We start from the raw sequence: 21,451 nt of genomic DNA, 5'->3' as shown, positions 1-21,451 counted from the left end.
CGGCAACACGCACTCCATTCATCCACTCGGACTCCCATGTTCCCAGACCCTGAAAGTCCCACCCTGACGTCGCGCCGCGTAGCCGGCCTCGCGCGCTCGCTGCCGTTCATGCAGGCCCTGCACGGGCAGACCGTCGTCATCGTCGAAGGCGGCGCCGCGAGCGACGCACGCACCCGCCACGCATTCGCGCAGGATGTCGCGCTGCTCGCACTCACCGGCGTTCGCCCGATCGTCGTGCAGGGCATACCGGCCGCATCCGGCACGCAATCGGTCCACGCCGTTCACGCGGCGATGGCGGGCATCAATCATGAACTGGTGCGCCTGATCGGCAGTCACGGCGCCAAGGCGATCGGCATCGACGGCCACGACGGCGGCCTGCTGGTGGCGAGCACCGATTCCGACCGCTCCGACACGCGCGCGGTCGCCCGCTTCGACGGCACGGCGCTGAACGCGCTTCTCGAGAACGGGCTGGTGCCCGTCGTGATGCCGATCGCCCCGGACGACGCAGGCCGTGATCACCTGCTGCGTGCGGAACGGCTCGGCAGCCTCTTCGCGCAGCGCGCCGGCGCCGTCACGCTGGTGATGATGGTCGACAGCGCGCTGCTGCGCGAACTCGGCGAGCTCGCCGGGCTCTATGGCATCACGGAACTCGAGCAATGGCTTGCCGAGCATCCGGCCGCAACCGCAGCGCCTTGCGTGCGGGAAGCGCTCGATGCGCTCGCACACGGCGTGCAGAACGTTCATCTCGCCGATATCGGGCAACCCGAATCGCTGATCGACGAACTGCTGACGGAGGAAGGATCGGGGGTCGTGTTCTGTCGGCGCGGCAACACCGACCTGCTGGCGGAAACCCGCCGCTACTTCGCGGATTCGGCGAGTGTGCTGCGCGACGGCTTCAGCGTCGAGCAGAAGCAGGTCGTGCGGTTCTGAATTTTGTAGTGTAAGCACTTGCGGCGACCCACCCGGGCCGCCGCAAGCGAATGGCGTCAGCGCCGCGCGGCAAGCCGCCGCACGACACGCACCAGCGCATCGACTTCGTCGCACGTGTTGTAGAACGCGAGCGACGGCCGCACCGTGGCCTCGAGCCCGAAGCGACGCAGGATCGGCTGCGCGCAGTGATGCCCCGAGCGCACCGCGATGCCCTCTTCGTTCAGCGCCTGCCCGACTTCCTCGGTCTCATAGCCCTTCAGCACGAACGACAGCACGCTCGCCTTGTCGCGGGCCGTGCCGACGAGCCGCACGCCCGGCACCGGCGCGAGCACGCTCGTCGCATACGCGAGCAGGTCGTGCTCGTAGCGCGCGATGTTCTCGATGCCGACCCGGTTCACGTAGTCGAGCGCGGCGCCGAGCCCCACCGCATCCGCGATGTTGCCGGTGCCGGCCTCGAACCGGTTCGGCGGCGGCTGGAACACCGTGCGCTCGAACGTCACGTCCGCGATCATGTTGCCGCCACCCTGCCACGGCGGCATGTCGTCGAGGATCGCGCGCTTGCCGTACACGACGCCGATCCCGGTCGGCCCGTAGATCTTGTGCCCGGAGAACACGAAGAAATCCGCGTCGAGGGCCTGCACGTCCACACGCATGTGCGAGATCGACTGCGCGCCGTCGACGAGCGCCTTCGCACCGGCACGATGCGCGAGCTCGACGATCTCCTTCACCGGCACGACCGTGCCGAGCGCGTTCGACACCTGCGTGACGGACACGATCTTCGTGCGGTCGTTGAGCAGCTTCCGGTATTCGTCGAGCAGCACCTGCCCCGAATCGTCGACCGGAATCACGCGCAGCTTCGCGCCCTTGAGCGCGGCAAGCTGCTGCCACGGCACGATGTTCGCGTGGTGCTCGAGATTCGATACGATGATCTCGTCGCCTTCGCCGACGTTCTGCACGCCCCACGACTTCGCGATCAAATTGATCGCCTCGGTCGTGCCGCGCACGAACACGATTTCGTCGGGCGACGATGCGCCGATGAAGCGCTGCACCGTTTCCCGCGCATGCTCGTACGCATCCGTCGCGCGGCCGGCCAGCGCATGGGCCGCGCGGTGAATGTTCGAGTTCTCGTGTGCGTAGAAATACGCGAGCCGATCGATCACGGCCTGCGGCTTGTGCGTCGTCGCTGCATTGTCGAACCACACGAGCTGCTTGCCGTTCACGCGCTCCTGCAGGATCGGGAAATCGCGGCGGATCGCGTTCACGTCGAACGGCGGGTGTGCACCGCGATACAGCTGGCCTTGCGGCTCGGCTGCGTGCGTGTCGTCGATGAAGTAGCGCGGCACGTCGGCGCCCGACGCACGCGACACCGGCACGTCGCGCTGCACGGCGAGCAGCGCGCGCAGCGCGTCGTCGCCCGGCAACCCGAACGCTTCCGGCGACGCGAGGCCATTCGACGGCACGACGATGTCCTGCGGCGTCCCCTGCCAGCCTTGCAGCGAGCCGTCGGTGAAGTAGTACGGCGACGCCTTCGCCGCGCCTTCCGGTGCCGGCGCATTCACGGGCGGCACGCCGAGCGCCGCGCCGCCGACGCGCGGCTCCAGCGCCGGCGCGATCGACACGACGTTGTCGGGCAGCCCGTTCTGCGCGGCCGCATGCGGCGCGAGCGCGGGTGCGCGGTTGCCGAGCGACAGCACGTGCGTCGGCGCGGACGGCGCGAGATTCGCACCGGGCACCTTTCCTTGCGGGAGCGCGAGACCCGGCACGCCGGTGCCCGCGCCGCCCGGCCCCGCGAGCGGCGAGCCGCCCGGTACCGGGTTGCTGACCGACGCAAGGATCGGCGCGGCAGCCGGCAACGCCGACGGCACGCCGCCGACCGCCCCGCTGCCCGCCGACAGATCGGGCGCGGTGGCTTGCCCCGGCGGCGTCGCGAAGAACTCGGACGCGAGCCGCGCAAGCGTCGCCGGGTCGGGCAAGCCGGCCGGCAGCGGCGCGTGCGGCAACGCATGCGCGTCGCCGCCGGCCAGGCCGGGATTAACGGTAGGTGTCGGGATAGTCATGGTACTTGGCGATTTCGACGTCATCGAGGACAGCCAGCGCATCCGGCGAATGGACCGCGAGCGAGCAATACAACGAGATCAGGTACGACGCGATCGCCTGGTTGTTGATCCCCATGAAGCGCACCGACAGGCCCGGGCCCTGTTCGCCCGCGACGCCCGGCTGATACAGGCCGACCACACCCTGGCGCTTGTCGCCGACGCGCAGCAGCAGGATCTTGGTCTTGCCGTCCGCCACCGGCACCTTGTCCGACGGGATCAGCGGAATGCCGCGCCACGTGATGAACTGCGAGCCGAACAGGCTTACCGTCGGCGGCGGCACGCCGCGCCGCGTGCATTCGCGGCCGAACGCGGCGATCGCGAGCGGGTGCGTGAGGAAGAACGCGGGTTCCTTCCACACCTTGGTCAGCAGCTCGTCGAGATCGTCCGGCGTCGGCGCGCCCGTCAGCGGGAAGATCCGCTGCTCGTCGGTCACGTTGGCCAGCAGCCCGTAGTCGGGGTTGTTGATCAGCTGGCTTTCCTGCAACTCCTTGATCGTCTCGATCGTCAGGCGCAGCTGTTCCTTGATCTGGTCGTGCGGGCTGCTGTAAAGATCGGAGATCCGCGTATGCACGTCGAGCACCGTGCTCACCGCGTTCAGGAAATACTCGCGCGGCTGTTCCTCGTACGGCACGAAGGTCTGCGGCAGCACGCTTTCGTCCTCGAGCTGTGTGCACGCGGCGCGCACGGCTTCCGGGTTCTTCACCTGGTTCAGCCGGTAGATGCCGGCCTCGACCGGCACCCATTGCAGCAGGTGGGTCAGCCAGCGCGGCGTGATCGTGGAAAGCTGGGGGACGGTCTTGGTAGCGTTCGCTAGTTGGCGGGCGGCGTGATCGCTCAGCGCAGCCGTGCCGCTTGCAACGGTCGACATGTGTGGCTCCGGGTTCTTTAGATGAAAAACGGGATTGCTTATGACGCTCAGTGATTATCGGAAGCACGCACCTGCCGGCTCAACATGCTATAGCCGTCAGGTCGCGTGCAACCGAAAGGGAAACGAAAAGAGGAGGCGTCAGGTGACGTACGCACCCGGCAGCAGCGTCGAGATCGACACGTCGAATGCGCGGGCGATCTTGTCGGCGGTGACGATCGACGCGATCGCCTCGCCGCGCTCGATCTCGCCGATATACGAGCGGTTCAGCCCCGCATGCTCGGCCAGTTGCTCCTGCGACCACGTGCGTGCTTCGCGCAGCTTGCGCACATTGGCGCCGAAGTGATGGATGAGGTCGCTCATCGCGCCTCCTATGCGACGCGCGCGGCCGTGCGCGGCGCGGCGTTCGCTTCGCTGCGCAGCACGGCCTGCGTGATGTTCTCGCCGGCCGGCACGTCCTGCGTGAGCCACACGTTGCCGCCGATCACCGCGCCGCGCCCGATCGTCACGCGACCGAGGATCGTTGCGCCGGCATAGATCACCACGTCGTCCTCGACGATCGGATGGCGGGCGAGCCCCTTCTCCAGATGGCCGGCCGCGTCGCGCGGAAAGCGCTTCGCGCCGAGCGTGACGGCCTGGTACACGCGCACGCGCTCGCCGATGATCGCCGTCTCGCCGATCACGACACCCGTGCCGTGATCGATGAAGAAGCCCGCGCCGATGCGCGCGCCCGGATGAATGTCGATGCCCGTCTCCGCGTGCGCCTGCTCGGCGATGATCCGTGCGAGCAGCGGCAAGCCGAGCCCGTACAGTTCGTGCGCGAGCCGGTGGTGGATCATCGCGAGGATGCCCGGGTAGCACAGCAGCACTTCGTCGACGCTGCCGGCCGCCGGGTCGCCGTGGAACGCGGCCAGCACGTCGCTGTCGAGCAGCCGGCGAATCTCGGGCAAGCGCGCGGCAAACGCCTGCACCGCCGTCGACGCCACTTCGTCGACGTTGTCGACCGGCCCGTCGGCGTTGCGCTGCCGCGCCGCGTAGCGCAATTCCAGCTTCACCTGTGCGAGCAGCGCATTCAGCGCCGCGTCGAGCGCATGGGCCACGTGGAAGTTCTCGCTCTCCTGGCGCAGGTCGGGCGGCCCGAGCCGCATCGGGAACAGCACGCCTTTCAGCGCGCCGATGATCTGCGCGAGTGCCTCGCGCGCCGGTAGGTCGCGCCCGCCCGGTTCGAGCGAGCGCCGCTGCTTCTCGCGCCATGCGCGGCGCACGGTCTGCAGCGATTGAACGATGTCGTCGATGTCGAATGCGGCCATGCTGCTTTCTCCCCGTAACGGCCGTGAATCAGTCCTGCGCCCACGGCAGGCCGCGAAAACGCCAGCCATTGCTGCCGCCGCGATGCTGCCGCTCGTCGAGGTCGCCCTCGAACCCTTCGAGCACGTTGAATACCTGCGTAAAGCCGCCCTTCGTCGCCGCCTCGGCCGCCTGCGCCGAGCGGTTGCCGCTGCGGCACAGCAACAGCACGACGGCGTCCTTGCCGGTCTTCGCTTCCAGTTCGCGCACGAAGCGCGGGTTGCGCGTCAGGCTCGTGCCCGTCGCCCACGGCACGTGCAGCGACTCCGGCACGTGGCCGACGAATTTCCGCTCCTCGGCGGTGCGCACGTCCACCAGCAATGCGTCGCCGGCGGCGAACAGCGCCCACGCCACGTCCGGCGCGACGCCGCCCGCGTAGGGCGTGCCGGCCGCTGCTGCCGCCGCGCGCGTGTCTTCGAGCGCCTGCTGCGCAGCGGTTCGTTCTTCCAATGCAACCGTCATGACACTTCCTTGTTTTCGTTGATTCGTATGATCAAAAAACACCGGGAATTCGGCCGTTGCAGCTTGCGTGCTGTCTATAGCCGTCAACGCCACTATGCGATTGCGGCCGGGCAAGCTGAACCAATAAAAATTCATTTCCTAATCAGCGGCACGGGGAATGCAATAGCAGACGTGCGCTATCGGGGCCGGGTCGCCGGGGAGCGGGACGGGAGATGGGTGACCGTTCGATGTCGAGCATCGAAGGTTTTTGAAAGGTATCGCGGGAGGCGATCGCCGCGGCGTGCGGCGCGTTGCAATGGAATCCGAAACGGGGTGCATGCGCGGGCGCGCGGGCAGCGCGCGCACCTTGCTGCGCACGGCCTCGACGACGGCAGCCGCACCCGGATCGCCATCTTTCACGACCGCGCTCGTCAATGCGTCGAATCCATCACCGAGCCAGAGCTGCTCCTGCAATCCTGATGGAAAGACATCACAAACACTGGCGCCGCTGCGCCTCATCGACGACGAGAACGCGCGGCGCCGCGTTCACTCACTGCTGATCCTGCTTCGCGCGTTCGGCCGCCGCGATGATCGCGTCGGCCACGGCCTTCGGCTGGCTCAGCATCGACACATGGCTGCCGTTCACGCGCGTGACCGTCGCACCGATCCGCTTCGCCATCGCTTCCTGCAGCGCCGGGTCGATCATCTTGTCCTGCGTCGTGACGACGAACGTCGACGGCTTCGCATGCCACGCGGCCTGCGTGACCTTCTCCGAGATGCAACCGCCATACCACGGCCCCTGGGTTGCCGCAACGAGGCGCTGCCGCGCGGGCGGCAGGTCCGGCGCGAAATCCTGTGCGATCGCCTTGTCCGACAGCGTGGCGAAACCGCCCGCGTCCTTGCGCAGCTCGCCGGCCCACGCGGGCGCCGGCAGCCCCTGCGTGACGTCGGCGATCGACTGGCCGTTGTCGGGCGCGAACGCGGCGACGTACACGAGCGACTTCACCTTGTCGTCGTTGCCCGCCTCGCTGATCACGACGCCGGCCCACGAATGGCCGACCAGCACGACCGGCCCCTTCTGCGCGTCCACCGTGCGCTTCGTCGCGGCCGCATCGTCGGCGAGCGAGCTCAGCGGATTCTGCACCGACACCACGTGCAGCCCGCGCGCCTCGAGCAGCGGAATCACGCGGTTCCAGCTCGACCCGTCGGCGAACGCGCCGTGCACGAGCACGACGTTCGTGCCCTTCAGATCTTCTTTCGGCGCGGCCTGCGCCGCGACCGCACCGAACAGTCCGCCGACCACTGCGGCGGATACCAGAACGCGTTTCACCAAACCGGACATCGTCATGCTCCTTGCTCTATTGTGTTTTTCACGGGAAGTGCTGCAATGGTGACCGCGCCCGCCTGCGGCAAGCGCGGCAGCACATCACGAATGCGCGTACAGGTCGTCGGCGGCATTCCGTGCGGAACGCGATTGGGACGCGTCGCGATGGCCGGCCGGCGTCGACGCATCGGCGACATTGTCGCCTTGCGATTTCGACGGGCCGTTCTGGTCGGAACGCGCGACCTGCTGCGCGGCGACGGCGTTCTCTGCGGCCGCGATATCGTTCGGGTAGTTCGCTTCGCTGCTGGCCGGGTTGTAGCCGGCCTTCTCCAGGCGGACGAGATCGGCGCGCACGTCGGCGCGCGTGAGGCCGTGGCCGGTATCGGCAAACGACAGGGCGGGTGCGACGGCGAGGACGGCGACAGCGAGGATTCGAGCGGCTTTCATGAGGGTTCTCCTTGAGAGAGGTGGGTCAGTCGATCATTCGGCATCCGATCCAGTTCGTCTGGCATCGAACGTTTCCTGCATGTCGACAGTAGAACCCGCGCACGTATCTGCCATGTTTCCGAAACCGGGGCTTTCTGCATGCCAGTTTTTCAGGAACGGCCGCAGATACAGTGCGATACAAACCGGGCTGCCGCACCGCTCACGGCCCCGTCTGCTGATAGCGTCCCAAACCGATTCACCATGAAAAAAGGCGCGCCACGCACGGCACGCCTTTCCGTTGATCCCATCAAACCACGCACGTCACGGCGCAAGCCGCGTGAACACGTAATCGTGGTTCTTCACACGCGCCTGATGGCACGCAAAACACGTCTGATGCTGGCCGATGTCGGCCGGCACGCCGTTGATGAAGCGCCCGAAACCCCAGCCGCCTGTCGACGCATAGCGGCGCGAGTCCTTCACCATCACCTGCACGGTCGTCGCGTGGCCCGGCACCGTGGCACTAGGAAGCTCGTCGGATTGCTTGCGCTTGTACGCGAGCTTCACGAGGATCGTGCCGTCCGGGAACGGCAGCGTCGCCTGTTCGAGCGCGCGGATCGCGACGGGGTTGCCGAGCACCACACGCAGCTCATCGAGCGGTGCGGCTTCCTCGGCCGGCGCGACCATTTCCCACTTCCGGTAGCCGGGTGGGATCGTCACGCCATAGATCGGCGAAGCGGCAGCGGCCGGCTTCGGCTGCTCCGCGAATGCGGCCGGACCGCTGGCCGACCACGCGCCGGCCAGCAGCACGCCCGCGACGAACGTGCGTCGCATGCCGCGGCGCACCACCCCCACGTGCGCCCGCATCACAGGTGCTCCACTTGCAGGATCGCATCCGCAAACGCCTGCGGCGCTTCCTGCGGCAGGTTGTGGCCGATGCCGCCGGTGATCGTGCGGTGCTGGTACTTGCCGGTGAACTTCTTCGCGTACGCGGCCGGCGCCGGATGCGGCGCGCCGTTCGCGTCGCCCTCCATCGTGATCGTCGGCACCGTGATCGCCGGCCCGGCCGCGAGGCGGCGCTCGATGTCGTCGTACTGCGCCTCGCCCTTCGCGAGCCCGAGGCGCCAGCGATAGTTGTGGATCACGACGGCCACGTGATCGGGGTTCTGGAACGACGCGGCCGTGCGAGCATAGGTTTCGTCGGAGAACTGCCATTTCGGCGACGCGAGCTGCCAGATCAGCTTGTTGAACGCATCGCGATTCTGCGTGTAGCCGAGTTCGCCGCGCTCGGTCGTGAAGTAGAACTGATACCACCACTGGAACTCGGCCTGCGGTGGAAGCGGCTTGCGATTCGCCTCCTGGCTGCCGATCAGGTAACCGCTCACCGATACCAGCGCCTTCACGCGCTGCGGCCACAGCGCCGCGATGATGTCGGCCGTGCGCGCGCCCCAGTCGTAGCCGCCGAACACCGCGCGGTCGATCTTCAGCGCATCCATCAGCGCGACGATGTCGACGGCTGTCACGGCCTGCTGGCCGTTGCGCACCGTATCGGCCGAGCGGAACGTCGTCGACCCGTAGCCGCGCAGGTACGGCACGATCACGCGATAGCCGGCCGCGACGAGCAGCGGCGCGACTTCCGCGTAGCTGTAGATATCGTACGGCCAGCCGTGCAGCAGGAACACGACGGGGCCGTTCTTCGGCCCGAGGTCCGCATACCCGACGTTGAGCACGCCCGCGTCGATCTGATGGATCGTGCCCAGCGACGCGACGCCGGCCGTGCGCTTCGCAGGCGGGGCATCGGGCGCCGACTGCGCATGCGCCAGGGCGCTGAAGCCGAGGTCGGCGAGGCTCAGGCTTGCGAGCGTCGTACCGAGGATCAGGCGGCGGCGGGTGTTCACGGTTTCAGGCATGACTCGTTCTCCATTGTCGATCGCGAAGGTTGGGGGCCCACGGCACGTGCGGGCACTCGGGAATCGGCGTTCTCCGCGGCGGCGCCGGCTCTGCGCTGCCGTGTGAATCGCTTCACCGGATTTATATCCGTTCCATCCCGAGGCTTTGTATCCCAACGTATCTGTGTGCGTACACGACACACGACGATTCAAAAATCGTGCTGGAGATGCCTGTCTGCGGGGGAGTCGGCCCGCATTCCCGCCTTCAACCTCGCTGCCGCGAGAAGCCGCTCACACCTTCCGATCCGGCAGGATGTGCGCACGAATCGACCGCCCCCGCCACGATATGCGGTCGATCCGTTCGCGCAGCGTGTAGATCGCCACCGACGACAGCGTATTGAACCTGAGCAATGCGATGGGGGCGCCAATCCCGGCCGGCACGCGCTCGATCGAATCGAACAGCGGGAATCCGTGCCGTTTCAGGAACGCGCCGACTTCGTCGTCGCCTGCGTGTTCTTCGACGTTGATCAGCAGTAGTTCGGCCATGGCGGCTCCTTTTCTTGTACGTTCGCCCGCTCGTCACCGGATCAGCCGGCGCGTATGTTGCGCGATCATCCATTCCTCGTTGGTCGGGATCACCCACACCGGTACACGACTCGACGCCGTCGTGACCAGCGGCCCGCCAGAGTTGTTGGCGTCGACGTCGATCTCGACGCCGAGCCACGCCGCACGGCGCATCACCCCTTCGCGAATCGCCGCTGCGTGCTCGCCGATCCCCGCCGTGAAGACGATGGCGTCGATGCCTTCCATCGCGGCGGCGAGTGACCCAAGTTCGCGCGCGATGCGATAGATGTACAGCTCGATCGCGAAGCGCGCGTGCGGATCGTCGCTCGCGAGCAGCGTGCGCATGTCGCTCGACAGGCCGGACACCCCGAGCAACCCGGAACGCCGATAGATCAGATCCTCGACGGCGCGCACGTCCATCCCGAGTTCATCCATCAGGAACAGCACGACACCCGGGTCCAGGTTGCCGCAGCGCGTGCCCATCGGCAGCCCGTCGACGGCGGTGAACCCCATCGTGCTCGCGACACTCTTGCCCGCCACGAGCGCGCACATGCTCGCGCCGTTGCCGAGGTGGGCGACGACCGTGCGCCCGCGCGCTGCCTGTGGCGCGACGTCAGGCAGCACGCTTGCGATGTACTCGTACGAGAGCCCATGAAAGCCGTAGCGGCGCACGCCCCGGCTGGTGATCGACTCGGGCAGCGCGAACGCCTGGGTCACCGCGGGCTGCGTGCAGTGGAATGCCGTGTCGAAGCAGGCCACCTGCTCGATACCGGGCTGCACCGCTTCGAGGATGCGGATCGGCGTCAGGTTGTGAGGCTGATGCAACGGCGCGAGCGGCGTGAGCTTTTCCAGCTCGGCCACGATCTCGGGCGTGACGCGCACCGGGCCGCTGAAGCGTTGCCCGCCATGCACGACGCGATGGCCCACCGCCGCAAGACGATGCCCTTCCTGGTGAGCCTCCAGGAACGCGGCGATCTGCTCGAGCCCTTCCTGATGGCCGAACGTGTCGCCGCCGGCCCATTGCTGCTCGTGACGTTCCGCGTGATGGTCGACGGCGCTGAAGTGCACGGTGGCCGTGTAAAGCCCATCGACCTGGCCGTGCACGATCAGCCCGAGCGTGTCGCCCTGCACGTCGAATGCGGAAAACTTGATGCTCGAAGAGCCGGCATTCAACACCAGAATCACGTCTGCCATGGCATCACCCCGCGCGCCCGGCCGCTTCGCGCTGCGCATTCGCGACGAGCATCGCGACCGCGCATGAAGCGAGCCGGGTGATCAGCGAATCGGCGCGACTCGTCAGGATGATCGGCACGCGCGCACCGAGCACGATCCCTGCGGCGTCCGCGCCGGCCAGGAACGACAGGCTCTTGGCGAGCATGTTGCCGGCTTCGAGGTCGGGCACCATCAGCACGTTCGCATGCCCGGCCACCGGCGAGTCGATCTGCTTGATGCGCGCGGCCTCGGGATCGATCGCGTTGTCGAGCGCAAGCGGGCCGTCGACGAGCGCGCCAGTGATCTGCCGCCGATCCACCATCTTGCACAGCGCGGCGGCTTCGAGCGTCGACGGCACTTTCGGGTTGACCGTCTCCATCGCCGACAGGATCGCCACGCGCACCTGCGCAAATTCAAGCGCATGGGCGAGATCGATCGCGTTCTGCAGGATGTCGACCTTTTCCTCGAGCGTCGGCGCGATATTGATCGCCGCGTCGGTCACGATGAGCGGATCGGCATGGGCGGGCACGTCCATGACGAAGCAATGGCTGATGCGCCGGCCCGTGCGCAATCCGGCATCGTGACGCACCACTTCGGCCATGAGCTCGTCGGTATGCAGGCTGCCCTTCATCAGCGCGGCCGCCCGCCCGTCGCGGACGAGCCGCACCGCCGCTGCCGCCGACGCCTCGCTGTACGGCGCATCGACGATCTCGTGATCGATGATCGACAGCCCGGCCTCCGCGGCGGTCGCTTCGATACGGGCACGCGGGCCGACCAGGATCGGCTCGATGAGCCCCTTGCGCGCCGCCTCCAGTGCGCCCTCGAGCGAGCTTCGATCGCACGGGTGCGCGACGGCCGTCGGCATCGGCGCGAGCGTCCGGCAGTGTTCGATGAGGCGGAGATATTTCTCGTGTCTGTTTTCCATCGTGGTTCCTGGCTGTCCGTCACTGCACACGTTCGAGGGCCGCTACCGGCCCCATGGCCGGCCGCGTCGCGGGCGGTGCACCCAGCACCGCGCGGATGCGTTGCAGCGCCGCCCACTGTTGCTCGCTCACCGACGTGCTTTGCACTCGCGGATCGCCCAGCAGCTTGTCCAGCAACGTCAGCAGCCGCTGGCGGTCCTCCGGCCGGGCCAGCAGCGCCGGCAGCGTGGCGACGGCCTGCTGCCGCGCGTAAGTCGCGATGATTTCCTGCTCGCCGTAGATGCGCCGCCACTGGTCGGGCGGCAGGTCCGGCAGATACTCGGCGTAGGTTTCGGCGAGTTCGCGCTCGGTCGCAAGCTGTGCCAGCGGAAACGGTTCGCCGCTGCGCTCGAGCAGAAACGCTGCGCGCGCAACCGCTTCGGTGTAGCCGCCCCGGTCGATCGACGCCAGCGCGTCCTTCACGAACGGCAGGTCGCGCGGGTCCGCCGCCACCGGCGAAGCGGCATGATGGTCGCGATACCGTTCCGCGAAATGAAGCATGAAAGGCTGCGTGTACAGCGTGAAGAACAGCGACTCGGTGCCCGCATCGCGCATCGCACGGAAAAAATCGAGCGACGCGCTGACGACATCCGAACCGCGGCGTTCGAGCTTGCGCCACGGCTCGATATCGCCGGCCGGCTGGCGGTTCGCCTTGACCGTGTCGGCGGCCGGCTTCAGCCAGCCAAGCCACGGGTTCAGATCCGAAAACGCCCAGCGCTGAAAGCGCAGCGGATGACAATCGCGCAGCAGGCGCGCCGTGGTTTCGTTCGATGCCTGCTGCACGAACGGCTGCATGAACAGTTCATACGCGCGCTGCGTGAATTCGGACAGCTCGGCGACGGCCTCGAACGCCTGTTCGTCCTTGCGCCCGAAGCGGTTGAAATATTGCGCGATCTCTTCGAGACGGTGCTCGGCAAAGGTGACGTCGTAACCGACCTTGCCGTCGGCGCCTTTCACTTCCTCGATCGACATCGCATAGAGGCCGGGCGGCAGCGTTTCGACGGCATCCAGCACGCTGACGATCTGCGCGTGCTCCTTCTTCGCGACCTTGCCCGACACGAAGATGCCGAGATGCCCGACATCCTCCTCCATCAACCCGATGATCACCTGCCCGCGCGACTTGATCTCCTCCGTGCTGCCGTAGATGTCGGCGACCCAGTTGAACGCCTGCTGCGGCGGCGTGATGTTGTCGCCCATCGACGCGAACAGGATGATCGGCGAGCGGATCTTGCGCAGGTCGAACGCGTTGCCCGCTCCGTCCCGCACCTCGCCGGACCAGAGCTTGTTGCCGATGAACAGGTTGCGCGTGATCCATTCGATCTCTTCGCGGTTCATCAGGTAGTAGCCGCCCCACCAGCGCTCGAACTCGAGGAAGCGCGGCTGCTCGGTGTCGATGTTGTCGTACACGTGGTAATACTTGTCCCACAACGTGTTCGCCGGGTTCAGGTTCTCGAAGTTCTGAACGAGATACGCGCCGTCGAACTTGCCGTTGCCGAGGTCCGACGAGAACGACGCGAGCCAGGTGCCGCCGAGCAGCCCGCCGGCATAGCGCATCGGATTGTCGCCGGGCCCGTCGCTCCACGCGCCGCTCCAGTACGACATCGGCGCACCGTTGATCACGATCGGGCCCGTATCGTCCGCCGACGAGCTTGCGAGCATCATCGCGGCCCAGCCGCCCTGGCAGTTGCCGACGATGGCCGGCTTGAGGCTGTCCGGATGCCGCTCCCGCACCTTCCGGACGAACACCTGTTCCGCCGCGCACACGTCGAGCAGCGTCTGGCCGGGCTCGGGCTCCTGGAAGAACACGATGAAGTACACCGGATGCCCCGCGCGCAACGCCACGCCGACCTGAGAATCGTCCTTGAAGCCGCCGATGCCGGGGCCGTGCCCCGCGCGCGGATCGATGATCAGGTAGGGCCGCCTGGCGGCGTCGACGATCACGCCCTCCGGCGGCCGGATATGAACGAGCGCGTAATTGACGGGCCGCTCGAACTGCCGGCCGTCGAGGACGACGTCATAGTCGAAGTGAAGCACCGGCGCGAGCCCCTGGGCCGCACGCTCGACGTATTGCGTGCCGCGCTCGCGCAGCGTGTCCCAAAACAGCAGCGAGCGCTGTACGGCGTCGACCGCGTAATGCCATGCGCCAAGCGGCGAAAACGGCGTAGCGAAGGGGTCGGCGCCCGGGTCGTGACCAAGGCTGTCGCTGCCGTCGAATGCTTCGCTCAACCGCTTTCCGTACTGCTCCAGCGCGTGCTGCGTGCGCTTTTGCAGGACGTGGACAATCTCCGCGGCGATCTCATGACTGCGCGCCAGTTGCGTGGCAGCATCCATAACACTGTCCTCCAGAGGGGCAAGGTGAATCTCGAAACATTCCGGGAGCGGCCGTCTCGCGTCAGCCGAGCACGTGCATCCCGGCATCGATGTAGTGAACGCCGCCGGTCATCGCGCGTGCGGCATCGCTGGCGAGAAAGGTGCACAGCGCGCCGACGTCGTCGATGTCGAGCGGCCGGCGCAATGGCGCACGCCGTGCGGTGTCGTCAAGCAGGTGATCGAAGTTCGGCAGCCCGGAGGCCGCGCGCGTGGGCAATGCACCGGGCGACACCGCATGCACGCGGATGCCTGCCGGCCCCAGTTCGACGGCCAGATAGCGAACGGTGGCCTCCAGCGCCGCCTTGACCGGCCCCATCACGCCGTACTCGGCGATGACCTGGTCGGCGCCGATATAGGTCATTGCCATCAGGCAGCCATCGGCGGTCATCAACGGCTCGGCAAGCTTCGCCATCCTGACGAACGAGTGGCAGGAGGTATCCATCGCGAGTGCGAACCCTTCCGGCGAACTGTCGACGACCCGCCCGTGCAGGTCGGCCCTGGGTGCGAAGGCCACGGCATGCAACAGAAAATCGAGGCCGCCCCACTGCTCGCCGATCGTGTCGAACACTTCGCGCATCTGGTCCGCCCGGCTGACATCGAGCGGCATCGCGATCGCCGGCTTCAGTTGCTCCAGCAGCGGCTCGACGTACGGCAACGCGCGGTCGGATTGCCAGGTCACGGCCAGCTCGGCCCCCGCCGCGTGAAAGGCGCGCGCACATCCCCAGGCGATGCTCTGCTCGTTCGCCAGGCCGACGACGATTCCTCTTTTGCCTTCGAGCGGCCGCATGCCAGTGCCAGGCGCGCGCGGCCGGCGCACGTCGTCATTCGTCATCGCGAAACCTCGGATCGTTTTTTTCACCGGGCGAAACTATGAAAAGGCCGATTGGTCTTTCCGCCGCGAATCATTGTATTGACGGTTGCATTACATCCGATCAATCAAGCGACATAGTCTTGATTTTTATCAAAATCGCTTTTGAATCAGATAATTACGATGGAATGTTTCGATAAACAAGGACGCGTTTCATCGTCTTGTCATTCCATCGCGTGCGGAAACGCGTGTTGCTTCTTCAGGGAGCAATCGAGTAGCCACTGTTTTCGCCATCAAGCAGAAACGAACGCAAGCCGCCTGACTGCAGCGGCCCGCGTTCGTCGAGCATCTCCACCTATCTGGATGCGATCAGCTGATCCGCCGGACGCGGCGTCTCACCGCTACGCTGGATCCATCCGCCCCCCAGCGCCCGGTACAGGTTGACCAGGTTCGTCCAGCGCGCCAGACGTGCATTGATCAGAGACTGCTGCGCCGTGTACAGGTCGGTTTGTGCGGTCAACACCGACAGATAGCTGTCGGCACCGCTCTTGTAGCGCAGGTCCGACAGGTCGAAGCGGCGCTGCTGCGCGTGCGCGTTGCGCTCGAGCGCGGCAATCTGCCGGTCGTACGTACCGCGTGCGGCCAGGCCGTCCGACACTTCGCGGAATGCCGACTGGATCGCCTTCTCGTAGTTCGCGATCTCGATGCGCTTCTGCACGTTTGCCAGACCGAGGTTCGCGATGTTCTTCCCGCCCTCGAAGATCGGCAGCGCGATGTTCGGCGCGAACGACCATGCCGCCGTGCCGGCCTTGAACAGGCCGCCCAACGTCGGGCTCGCCGTGCCGAACGCGGCGGTCAGCGAGATCTTCGGGAAGAACGCCGCACGCGCCGCGCCGATGTTCGCGTTCGCAGCCAGCAGCGCCTGCTCGGCCTGCATCACGTCGGGGCGACGCGTCAGCAAATCCGACGGCAAACCGGCCGGCACGTCCGGCAGCAGGTTCTGCGCGTCGAGCGGCATGCCTGCGGGCAGGTCATCCGGCAGCGGTTCGCCAACCAGCAGCACCAGCGCATTCAGCGCCTGAGCGCGAGCGCGCGCCTGTGCCTGCTGGTTCGCGAGCGCCTGCTCGACCACCGTCTGCGCCTGGCGCAGGTCGAGTTCCGTGCCGGTGCCATTGTCGAACTGCAGCTTCGTCAGGTCGTACGACGCCCGCGCCGTCTTCAGCGTGTTCTCCGTGATCTTCAGCAGGTCGTCGGTCGACAGCAGCGTCAGGTACTGGTCGGCCACCTGCGACACCAGCGAGATCTCCGACGCCTGCCGTGCATACGCGGTCGACAGGTACTGCGCAAGCGCCTGGTCCTTCAGGCTCTGCACGCGACCGAACAGGTCGAGCTCCCACGACGCCGAAAGCCCGACGTTGTAGGTGCGCGAGATGGTCGCCTGTTGAGTAGGCGAAACACCCTGCGGATAGCGCTGGATGTCGCCCGTCCCCACGCCGTCGAGCGTCGGGAACAGCCCCGCTCGCGTGATCTGGTACTGCGCCCGCGCGGCCTCGATATTCAGCACTGCCACACGCAGATCGCGATTGTTCGTCAGCGCGATCTCGATCAGCCGCTGCAGGCGCGGATCGGCGAAGAATTCGCGCCAGCCGACGGTGGTTGCCGCCTGGCCGTTCGCGCTGCGCGCACCCGCTGCCGCGCCCGGCTGCGTCGAATAGACGCCACCGGACGGGAACGCCTGCGCCACCGGTGCGTCGGGCCGCGTGTAGCGCGGCGCCATCGTGCAGCCCGTCGCGAAGAGCGCGGCCGCCGCAACGGCCGCGAGGCGAATTCGACTCATGTTGCTCCCGTTGCGCACCGCCGCGGCGCGCGTATCAGATTGCATGCTCATACGGCCTCCAGCACGCGGGCGCGCTCGCTGGTCGCCGCCTCGCGATGGCGTTTCGCGATCAGCGTGTACACGGTCGGCAACACGAACAGCGTGAACAGCGTACCGACCAGCATCCCGGTCGAGACCGTGATCCCGATCGCGAAGCGGCTGGCCGCGCCCGCGCCGCGCGCGAAAATCAGCGGCACGAGCCCGGCGACCATCGCGGCCGTCGTCATCAGGATCGGCCGCAGCCGTACCGCGGCCGCGTGCTCGATCGCCGCGCGCCGGTCGAGATGCTGCGTGCGTTGCAGTTCGTTCGCGAAGCTCACCATCAGGATCCCGTGCTTCGAAATCAGGCCGATCAGCGTAACGAGCCCGATCTGCGTATAGATGTTCAGCGTCGCGAAGCCGAGGTACAGCGGCACCAGCGCGCCGCACACCGACAGCGGCACCGACACGAGGATCACGAGCGGATCGCGCAGGCTCTCGAACTGGGCGGCAAGCACCAGGAAGATGACGACGAGCGCGAACACGAACGTGACCGTCAGCCGGTTGCCCTCCTGCACGTATTGCCGCGATTCGCCGAGCCAGTCGATGTCGTATCCGGCCGGCAGCGGCTGCTTCTGCAGAAACTCGACCGCCTGCCCCATCGTCACGCCGGGCGCGGCCACCGCCGACAATGTCGCCGAGTTCAGCTGGTTGAACTGGGTGAGCGCGTTCGCCTGGCTGCCGTTCGACACGCGCACGACGGTCGACAGCGCCACCATCTTGCCGCCGCGCGTTTTCACGTAGTAGCGGTTCAGCATCTCGGACGACAGGCGCTCCGCGCGCGCGACCTGCGGAATCACGTCGTACGAGCGGCCGTTGTGGTCGAAGCGGTTCACGTAGTTCTCGCCCACGAGCACGGCGAGCGTATCGGCGATGTCCTTCATCGTCACGCCGAGCGCATTCGCCTGGTTGCGGTCGATCGTCACGCCGACCGCGCGGCTGTCGAACGTCAGGTCGCTGTCGACCACCGCGAACAGCCCGCTCTTCGACGCGGCAGCCTTCAGCTTGTCCATCGTCGCGAAGATGTCCTTGAAGTCCGCGGGCGCGCGCAGCACCATCTGGATCGGCAGGCCGCCGCTCGACGCGGGCAGCGACGGCAGCAGGAACGTGAACACCTGGTCGCCCGCGATCGCGTTCGCACGCGCCTGCACGAGCGCCTGCAGGTCGGCCGCACCGCGTGTGCGCTTCGACCAGTCGACGAGGTTCACGCCGGCAAAGCCGAGATTGGCCCCGCCGACGCCATTCAGCACGAAGCTCGTATCCGCTTCCGGCAGCGAGCGGAACACCTTCTCGATCTGCGGCGCGTAGCGTTCGAGATAGTCGAGGTTCGCATACTGCGGCGCCTTCACCTGCAGCATGATCGAGCCCTGGTCCTCCTGCGGCGCCAGTTCGCGCTTCACGCCGCTGAACAGCACGCCGATGCCGAGCAGCACGCCCGCGCCGAACACCAGCACCGCCGGCCGCGCGCCGAGGCTCGCGTGCAGCAGGCGCCGGTACCCGTGCGTGACGCGCGACAGCGTATGTTCGATCGCCCGCGCGACGCGCCCCTCCGACATCCGGCTGTCGAGCAGCAGCGAGCTCAGCATCGGCGAAAGCGTCAGCGCGATCACCGCGGACACGCACACCGCCCCCGCGAGCGTGAACGCGAATTCGCGGAACAACGAGCCGGTCAGCCCGCCCATCAGCCCGATCGGCGCATACACGGCAATGAGCGTGATGGTCATCACGATCACCGGCGACGCGATCTCGCGCGCGCCGAGCAACGCCGCGCGCGCGGGCGGCTCGCCGGATTCGATGTGCCGGTGAATGTTCTCGACGACGACGATCGCGTCGTCGACCACCAGCCCGATCGCCAGCACCATCGCGAGCAGCGTGAGCAGGTTCAGCGAGAAACCGGCGGCCAGCATCAGCGCGGCGGAGCCGACCAGCGCGAGCGGAATCGTCACGACCGGGATCACGACCGCGCGGAACGAACCGAGGAACAGGAAGATCACGACCACGACGATCGCGATCGCCTCGATGATCGTCTCGCGCACCTCGTCGATCGACGCGTTGACGAAGCGCGCGACGTCGAACACGTCGCCGATCCTGATGCTGGCCGGCTTGCTGCGCTCCATCGTCGGCAGCAGCGCCTGTACGCCGCGCACGATGTCGAGCGGGTTGCCCGACGGCGTCGCGTTGATCGCGATGTTGACGGCGCGGTGCCCGTTCATCAGCGCGCTCGCGTTGTATTGCTGGCCCCCCAGCTCGATCGTCGCGACGTCGCGCAACCGCACGAAACTGCCGTTCGCATCCGATTTCACGACGAGGTTGCCGAACGCACCGACGTCGGTCAGGTCGGTGTTCGCGGAAATGTCGGCGACGGTCAGCGCGCCCTTCAACTGCCCCGGCGCGGCCTGCACGTTGTTCGCCTTCAGCGCGGCCGACACATCGGCGGCCGACAGCCCGTGCGCGGCAAGCCGCGACGCGTCGAGCCAGACCCGCATCGCGAGGTTCTGGCCGCCGACGATGTCGGCCGACGCGACGCCCGGCACCGTGGTGACCAGCGGCTGCGCCACCCGCACCACGTAATCGGTGATCTCGGGGATCGACAACGTATCGCTCGAGAAGCCCAGATACATGACGGCGGTGGGCGCGTCGGTCAGCTTGGTGATCACGGAGTCGTACGCGCCCTCGGGCATCTTGTACTTGACCTCCTGCACCTTCGCCATGATTTCCGTCATCGCGCGGTCGGCGTTCGCATTCAGGCGCAGCCGCGCCTTCACGACGCTCTTGCCCTGCGTGGACGTGGAGGTCAGGTACTCGATGCCGTCCGCCGTCGCGATCGACTGCGCGATCGGCGTCGTCACGAAACCCTGCATCAACGCCTGCGACGCACCGGGATAGGCCGTCTCGACGCTGATCGTCGCGCTCTCCAGCATCGGATACTGGCGCACCGGCAGCGCGCCGAGCGAGCGCAGGCCCACCAGCAGGATCAGCAGGCTGCACACGAGCGACAGCACCGGCCGCCGCACGAAGATGTCGGTGAAACGCGCGCCTTGCGTGGTCTGGCTCATCGCACCGTCTCCCGTTGCGTGGACGCATCGGCCTGCGCCTGCACCTTCGCGCCCGGCGCGACGCGCAACTGCCCGGTCGTCACGACCACGTCGCCGGCGCGCAGCCCGTCGTCGATGACGATGCGGCCACGCTCGCGCGCGCCGGTCCGCACCTGGCGCACGCGCGCCACGCCGACACCGCGCCCGTCGCGCTGCTCGACCACGACCACGGTGTCGCCCGCCTGCGAGGTCTGCACCGCGGTATCGGGCACGCTGATCACCGCGTCGCGACCCGGCAGCGCCAGATGCGCGTCGATATACATCCCCGGGCGCAGCAACTGGCCGGAATTGGCCACCGTGGCCTGCACGGTGATGTTGCGGGTCTCGTCGCCGACCTGCGGCTCGATCGCGGTCACGCGCCCTTCGAACGTCCGGCCCGGATACGCATCCGCCGTCACGCGCACGGTCTGGCCGAGCGCCACGCGGCTCAACGCCTTCTGCGGCACCGTGAAGTTCGCGTACAACACGTCGAGATCCGTGAGCGTCGCGATCGCGTCGCCCGGGTTCAGGTACTGGCCGAGGTTCACGCGGCGCAGGCCGATCACGCCGGAGAACGGCGCGCGGATCAACTTCTGCGTAATGACCGCCTGGGTCTCGCGGATATCGGCGCGCGCGGCGTCGAGTTCATAGCGGCGTGCGTCGAATGTCGCCTTCGGCTCGGCGCCGTTCGGCACGAGCTGCTCGGCGCGTGCGAACTGCCGGCGCGTATAGTCGGCCTTCGCCTGCAGCCCGGCGAGCTTCGCCTGCTCGGGCGCATCGTAAAGCTGCACGAGTGTTTGCCCGGCACTCACGCGCGAGCCCGCGACGAACTGGATGCCGACGATGCGCCCCGCGACTTCCGGCGCGATGGTCACCTGACGGACCGCCTCGAGCGAGCCGACCGCGTCGAGCGTGGGCGCCGTCGCCTCCGGGTTCACGACGACGGTTTCGACCGGCAACGGCGCCGGTGGCGCCGCAGGCCGGTCGGCAGCCGATACACGTTCCGTGCGCCACAGGAACAACGCGCCAAACAGGACGATCAACGCGCCCGCGGTAAAAAACATTGAGCGTCTCACCGATATCTCCCCAATGAATCAGTCATGACATCAGTGTGTGTGGAGCGGCCTCCCCCGGATGTCAATTTTTTGAATTCCCGTTTAAATATTTCGCGCGCCTGACACGAAAAAAAACCGCATGCCCGGGACGAACGGGACATGCGGCGAAAAGACAC

18 protein-coding genes are annotated in these 21,451 nt (G+C 67.2%); 1 reads left to right on the top strand and 17 read right to left on the bottom strand.

Annotated features, from left to right (window positions below):
* The first annotated feature begins 36 nt into the window (after positions 1–36).
* Positions 37–930: an amino acid kinase family protein gene (locus tag LXE91_RS27985; RefSeq protein ID WP_039354344.1), complete on the top strand. Its 894-nt coding sequence runs from the start codon at positions 37–39 to the stop codon at positions 928–930.
* Positions 931–986: 56 nt separating this feature from the next.
* Here LXE91_RS27985 and LXE91_RS27980 read toward each other — a convergent pair whose 3' ends face one another.
* From LXE91_RS27980 to LXE91_RS27900, 17 genes are all read right to left on the bottom strand, one after another.
* Positions 987–2,987, bottom strand: coding sequence for a family 2A encapsulin nanocompartment cargo protein cysteine desulfurase (locus LXE91_RS27980; protein WP_039354342.1), 2,001 nt, complete (start codon positions 2,985–2,987; stop codon positions 987–989).
* On the bottom strand, positions 2,962–3,894 hold the full coding sequence (locus LXE91_RS27975) for a family 2A encapsulin nanocompartment shell protein (protein WP_031398343.1): 933 nt from the start codon (positions 3,892–3,894) through the stop codon (positions 2,962–2,964). The genes LXE91_RS27980 and LXE91_RS27975 overlap by 26 nt, the downstream gene beginning before the upstream one ends.
* A gap of 138 nt (positions 3,895–4,032) precedes the next feature.
* A complete protein-coding gene (locus LXE91_RS27970; RefSeq protein ID WP_039354339.1) occupies positions 4,033–4,254 on the bottom strand; it encodes a helix-turn-helix domain-containing protein in 222 nt (73 codons plus the stop codon).
* Positions 4,255–4,262: 8 nt separating this feature from the next.
* Positions 4,263–5,201: a serine O-acetyltransferase EpsC gene (epsC, locus tag LXE91_RS27965; RefSeq protein WP_039354337.1), complete on the bottom strand. Its 939-nt coding sequence runs from the start codon at positions 5,199–5,201 to the stop codon at positions 4,263–4,265.
* 28 nt (positions 5,202–5,229) lie between these two features.
* Positions 5,230–5,700, bottom strand: coding sequence for a rhodanese-like domain-containing protein (locus LXE91_RS27960; protein WP_039354335.1), 471 nt, complete (start codon positions 5,698–5,700; stop codon positions 5,230–5,232).
* Between the two features lie 529 nt (positions 5,701–6,229).
* Entirely contained in the window at positions 6,230–7,021 is a 792-nt protein-coding gene (locus tag LXE91_RS27955; RefSeq protein WP_039354681.1) for an alpha/beta fold hydrolase, read from the bottom strand.
* Positions 7,022–7,105: 84 nt separating this feature from the next.
* Positions 7,106–7,450: a DUF4148 domain-containing protein gene (locus LXE91_RS27950; RefSeq protein WP_039354334.1), complete on the bottom strand. Its 345-nt coding sequence runs from the start codon at positions 7,448–7,450 to the stop codon at positions 7,106–7,108.
* 300 nt (positions 7,451–7,750) lie between these two features.
* On the bottom strand, positions 7,751–8,293 hold the full coding sequence (locus LXE91_RS27945; RefSeq protein WP_039354332.1) for a cytochrome P460 family protein: 543 nt from the start codon (positions 8,291–8,293) through the stop codon (positions 7,751–7,753).
* Complete coding sequence (locus tag LXE91_RS27940) at positions 8,293–9,336, bottom strand: alpha/beta fold hydrolase (protein ID WP_039354330.1); 1,044 nt, start codon at positions 9,334–9,336, stop codon at positions 8,293–8,295. Before LXE91_RS27940 ends, LXE91_RS27945 begins: the two co-directional genes overlap by 1 nt.
* A gap of 270 nt (positions 9,337–9,606) precedes the next feature.
* Positions 9,607–9,861, bottom strand: coding sequence for a hypothetical protein (locus tag LXE91_RS27935; RefSeq protein WP_039354328.1), 255 nt, complete (start codon positions 9,859–9,861; stop codon positions 9,607–9,609).
* A gap of 33 nt (positions 9,862–9,894) precedes the next feature.
* Positions 9,895–11,073, bottom strand: coding sequence for an acetate/propionate family kinase (locus LXE91_RS27930; protein WP_039354678.1), 1,179 nt, complete (start codon positions 11,071–11,073; stop codon positions 9,895–9,897).
* A 4-nt stretch (positions 11,074–11,077) separates the two neighbouring features.
* Positions 11,078–12,016, bottom strand: a complete 939-nt coding sequence (locus LXE91_RS27925) for a phosphate acetyltransferase (RefSeq protein WP_039354326.1) — start codon at positions 12,014–12,016, stop codon at positions 11,078–11,080.
* 19 nt (positions 12,017–12,035) lie between these two features.
* Positions 12,036–14,384 carry a DUF3141 domain-containing protein gene (locus tag LXE91_RS27920; protein ID WP_039354324.1) on the bottom strand — a complete coding sequence of 783 codons (2,349 nt, stop codon included), beginning with the start codon at positions 14,382–14,384 and terminating at the stop codon, positions 12,036–12,038.
* 61 nt (positions 14,385–14,445) lie between these two features.
* Complete coding sequence (gene fabI / locus LXE91_RS27915) at positions 14,446–15,255, bottom strand: enoyl-ACP reductase FabI (RefSeq protein ID WP_321199986.1); 810 nt, start codon at positions 15,253–15,255, stop codon at positions 14,446–14,448.
* Positions 15,256–15,586: 331 nt separating this feature from the next.
* Complete coding sequence (locus LXE91_RS27910) at positions 15,587–17,068, bottom strand: efflux transporter outer membrane subunit (protein WP_039354673.1); 1,482 nt, start codon at positions 17,066–17,068, stop codon at positions 15,587–15,589.
* A 47-nt stretch (positions 17,069–17,115) separates the two neighbouring features.
* Positions 17,116–20,202, bottom strand: a complete 3,087-nt coding sequence (locus LXE91_RS27905) for an efflux RND transporter permease subunit (protein WP_039354322.1) — start codon at positions 20,200–20,202, stop codon at positions 17,116–17,118.
* Positions 20,199–21,296 carry an efflux RND transporter periplasmic adaptor subunit gene (locus LXE91_RS27900; protein ID WP_371295959.1) on the bottom strand — a complete coding sequence of 366 codons (1,098 nt, stop codon included), beginning with the start codon at positions 21,294–21,296 and terminating at the stop codon, positions 20,199–20,201. Before LXE91_RS27900 ends, LXE91_RS27905 begins: the two co-directional genes overlap by 4 nt.
* Positions 21,297–21,451 lie beyond the last annotated feature (155 nt).

The sequence above is a fragment of the Burkholderia contaminans genome, from assembly GCF_029633825.1.
GTDB lineage: Bacteria > Pseudomonadota > Gammaproteobacteria > Burkholderiales > Burkholderiaceae > Burkholderia > Burkholderia contaminans.
The sequence above is the reverse complement of the archived record's forward strand: the minus strand, read 5'-3'. Positions and strand labels throughout refer to the sequence as shown.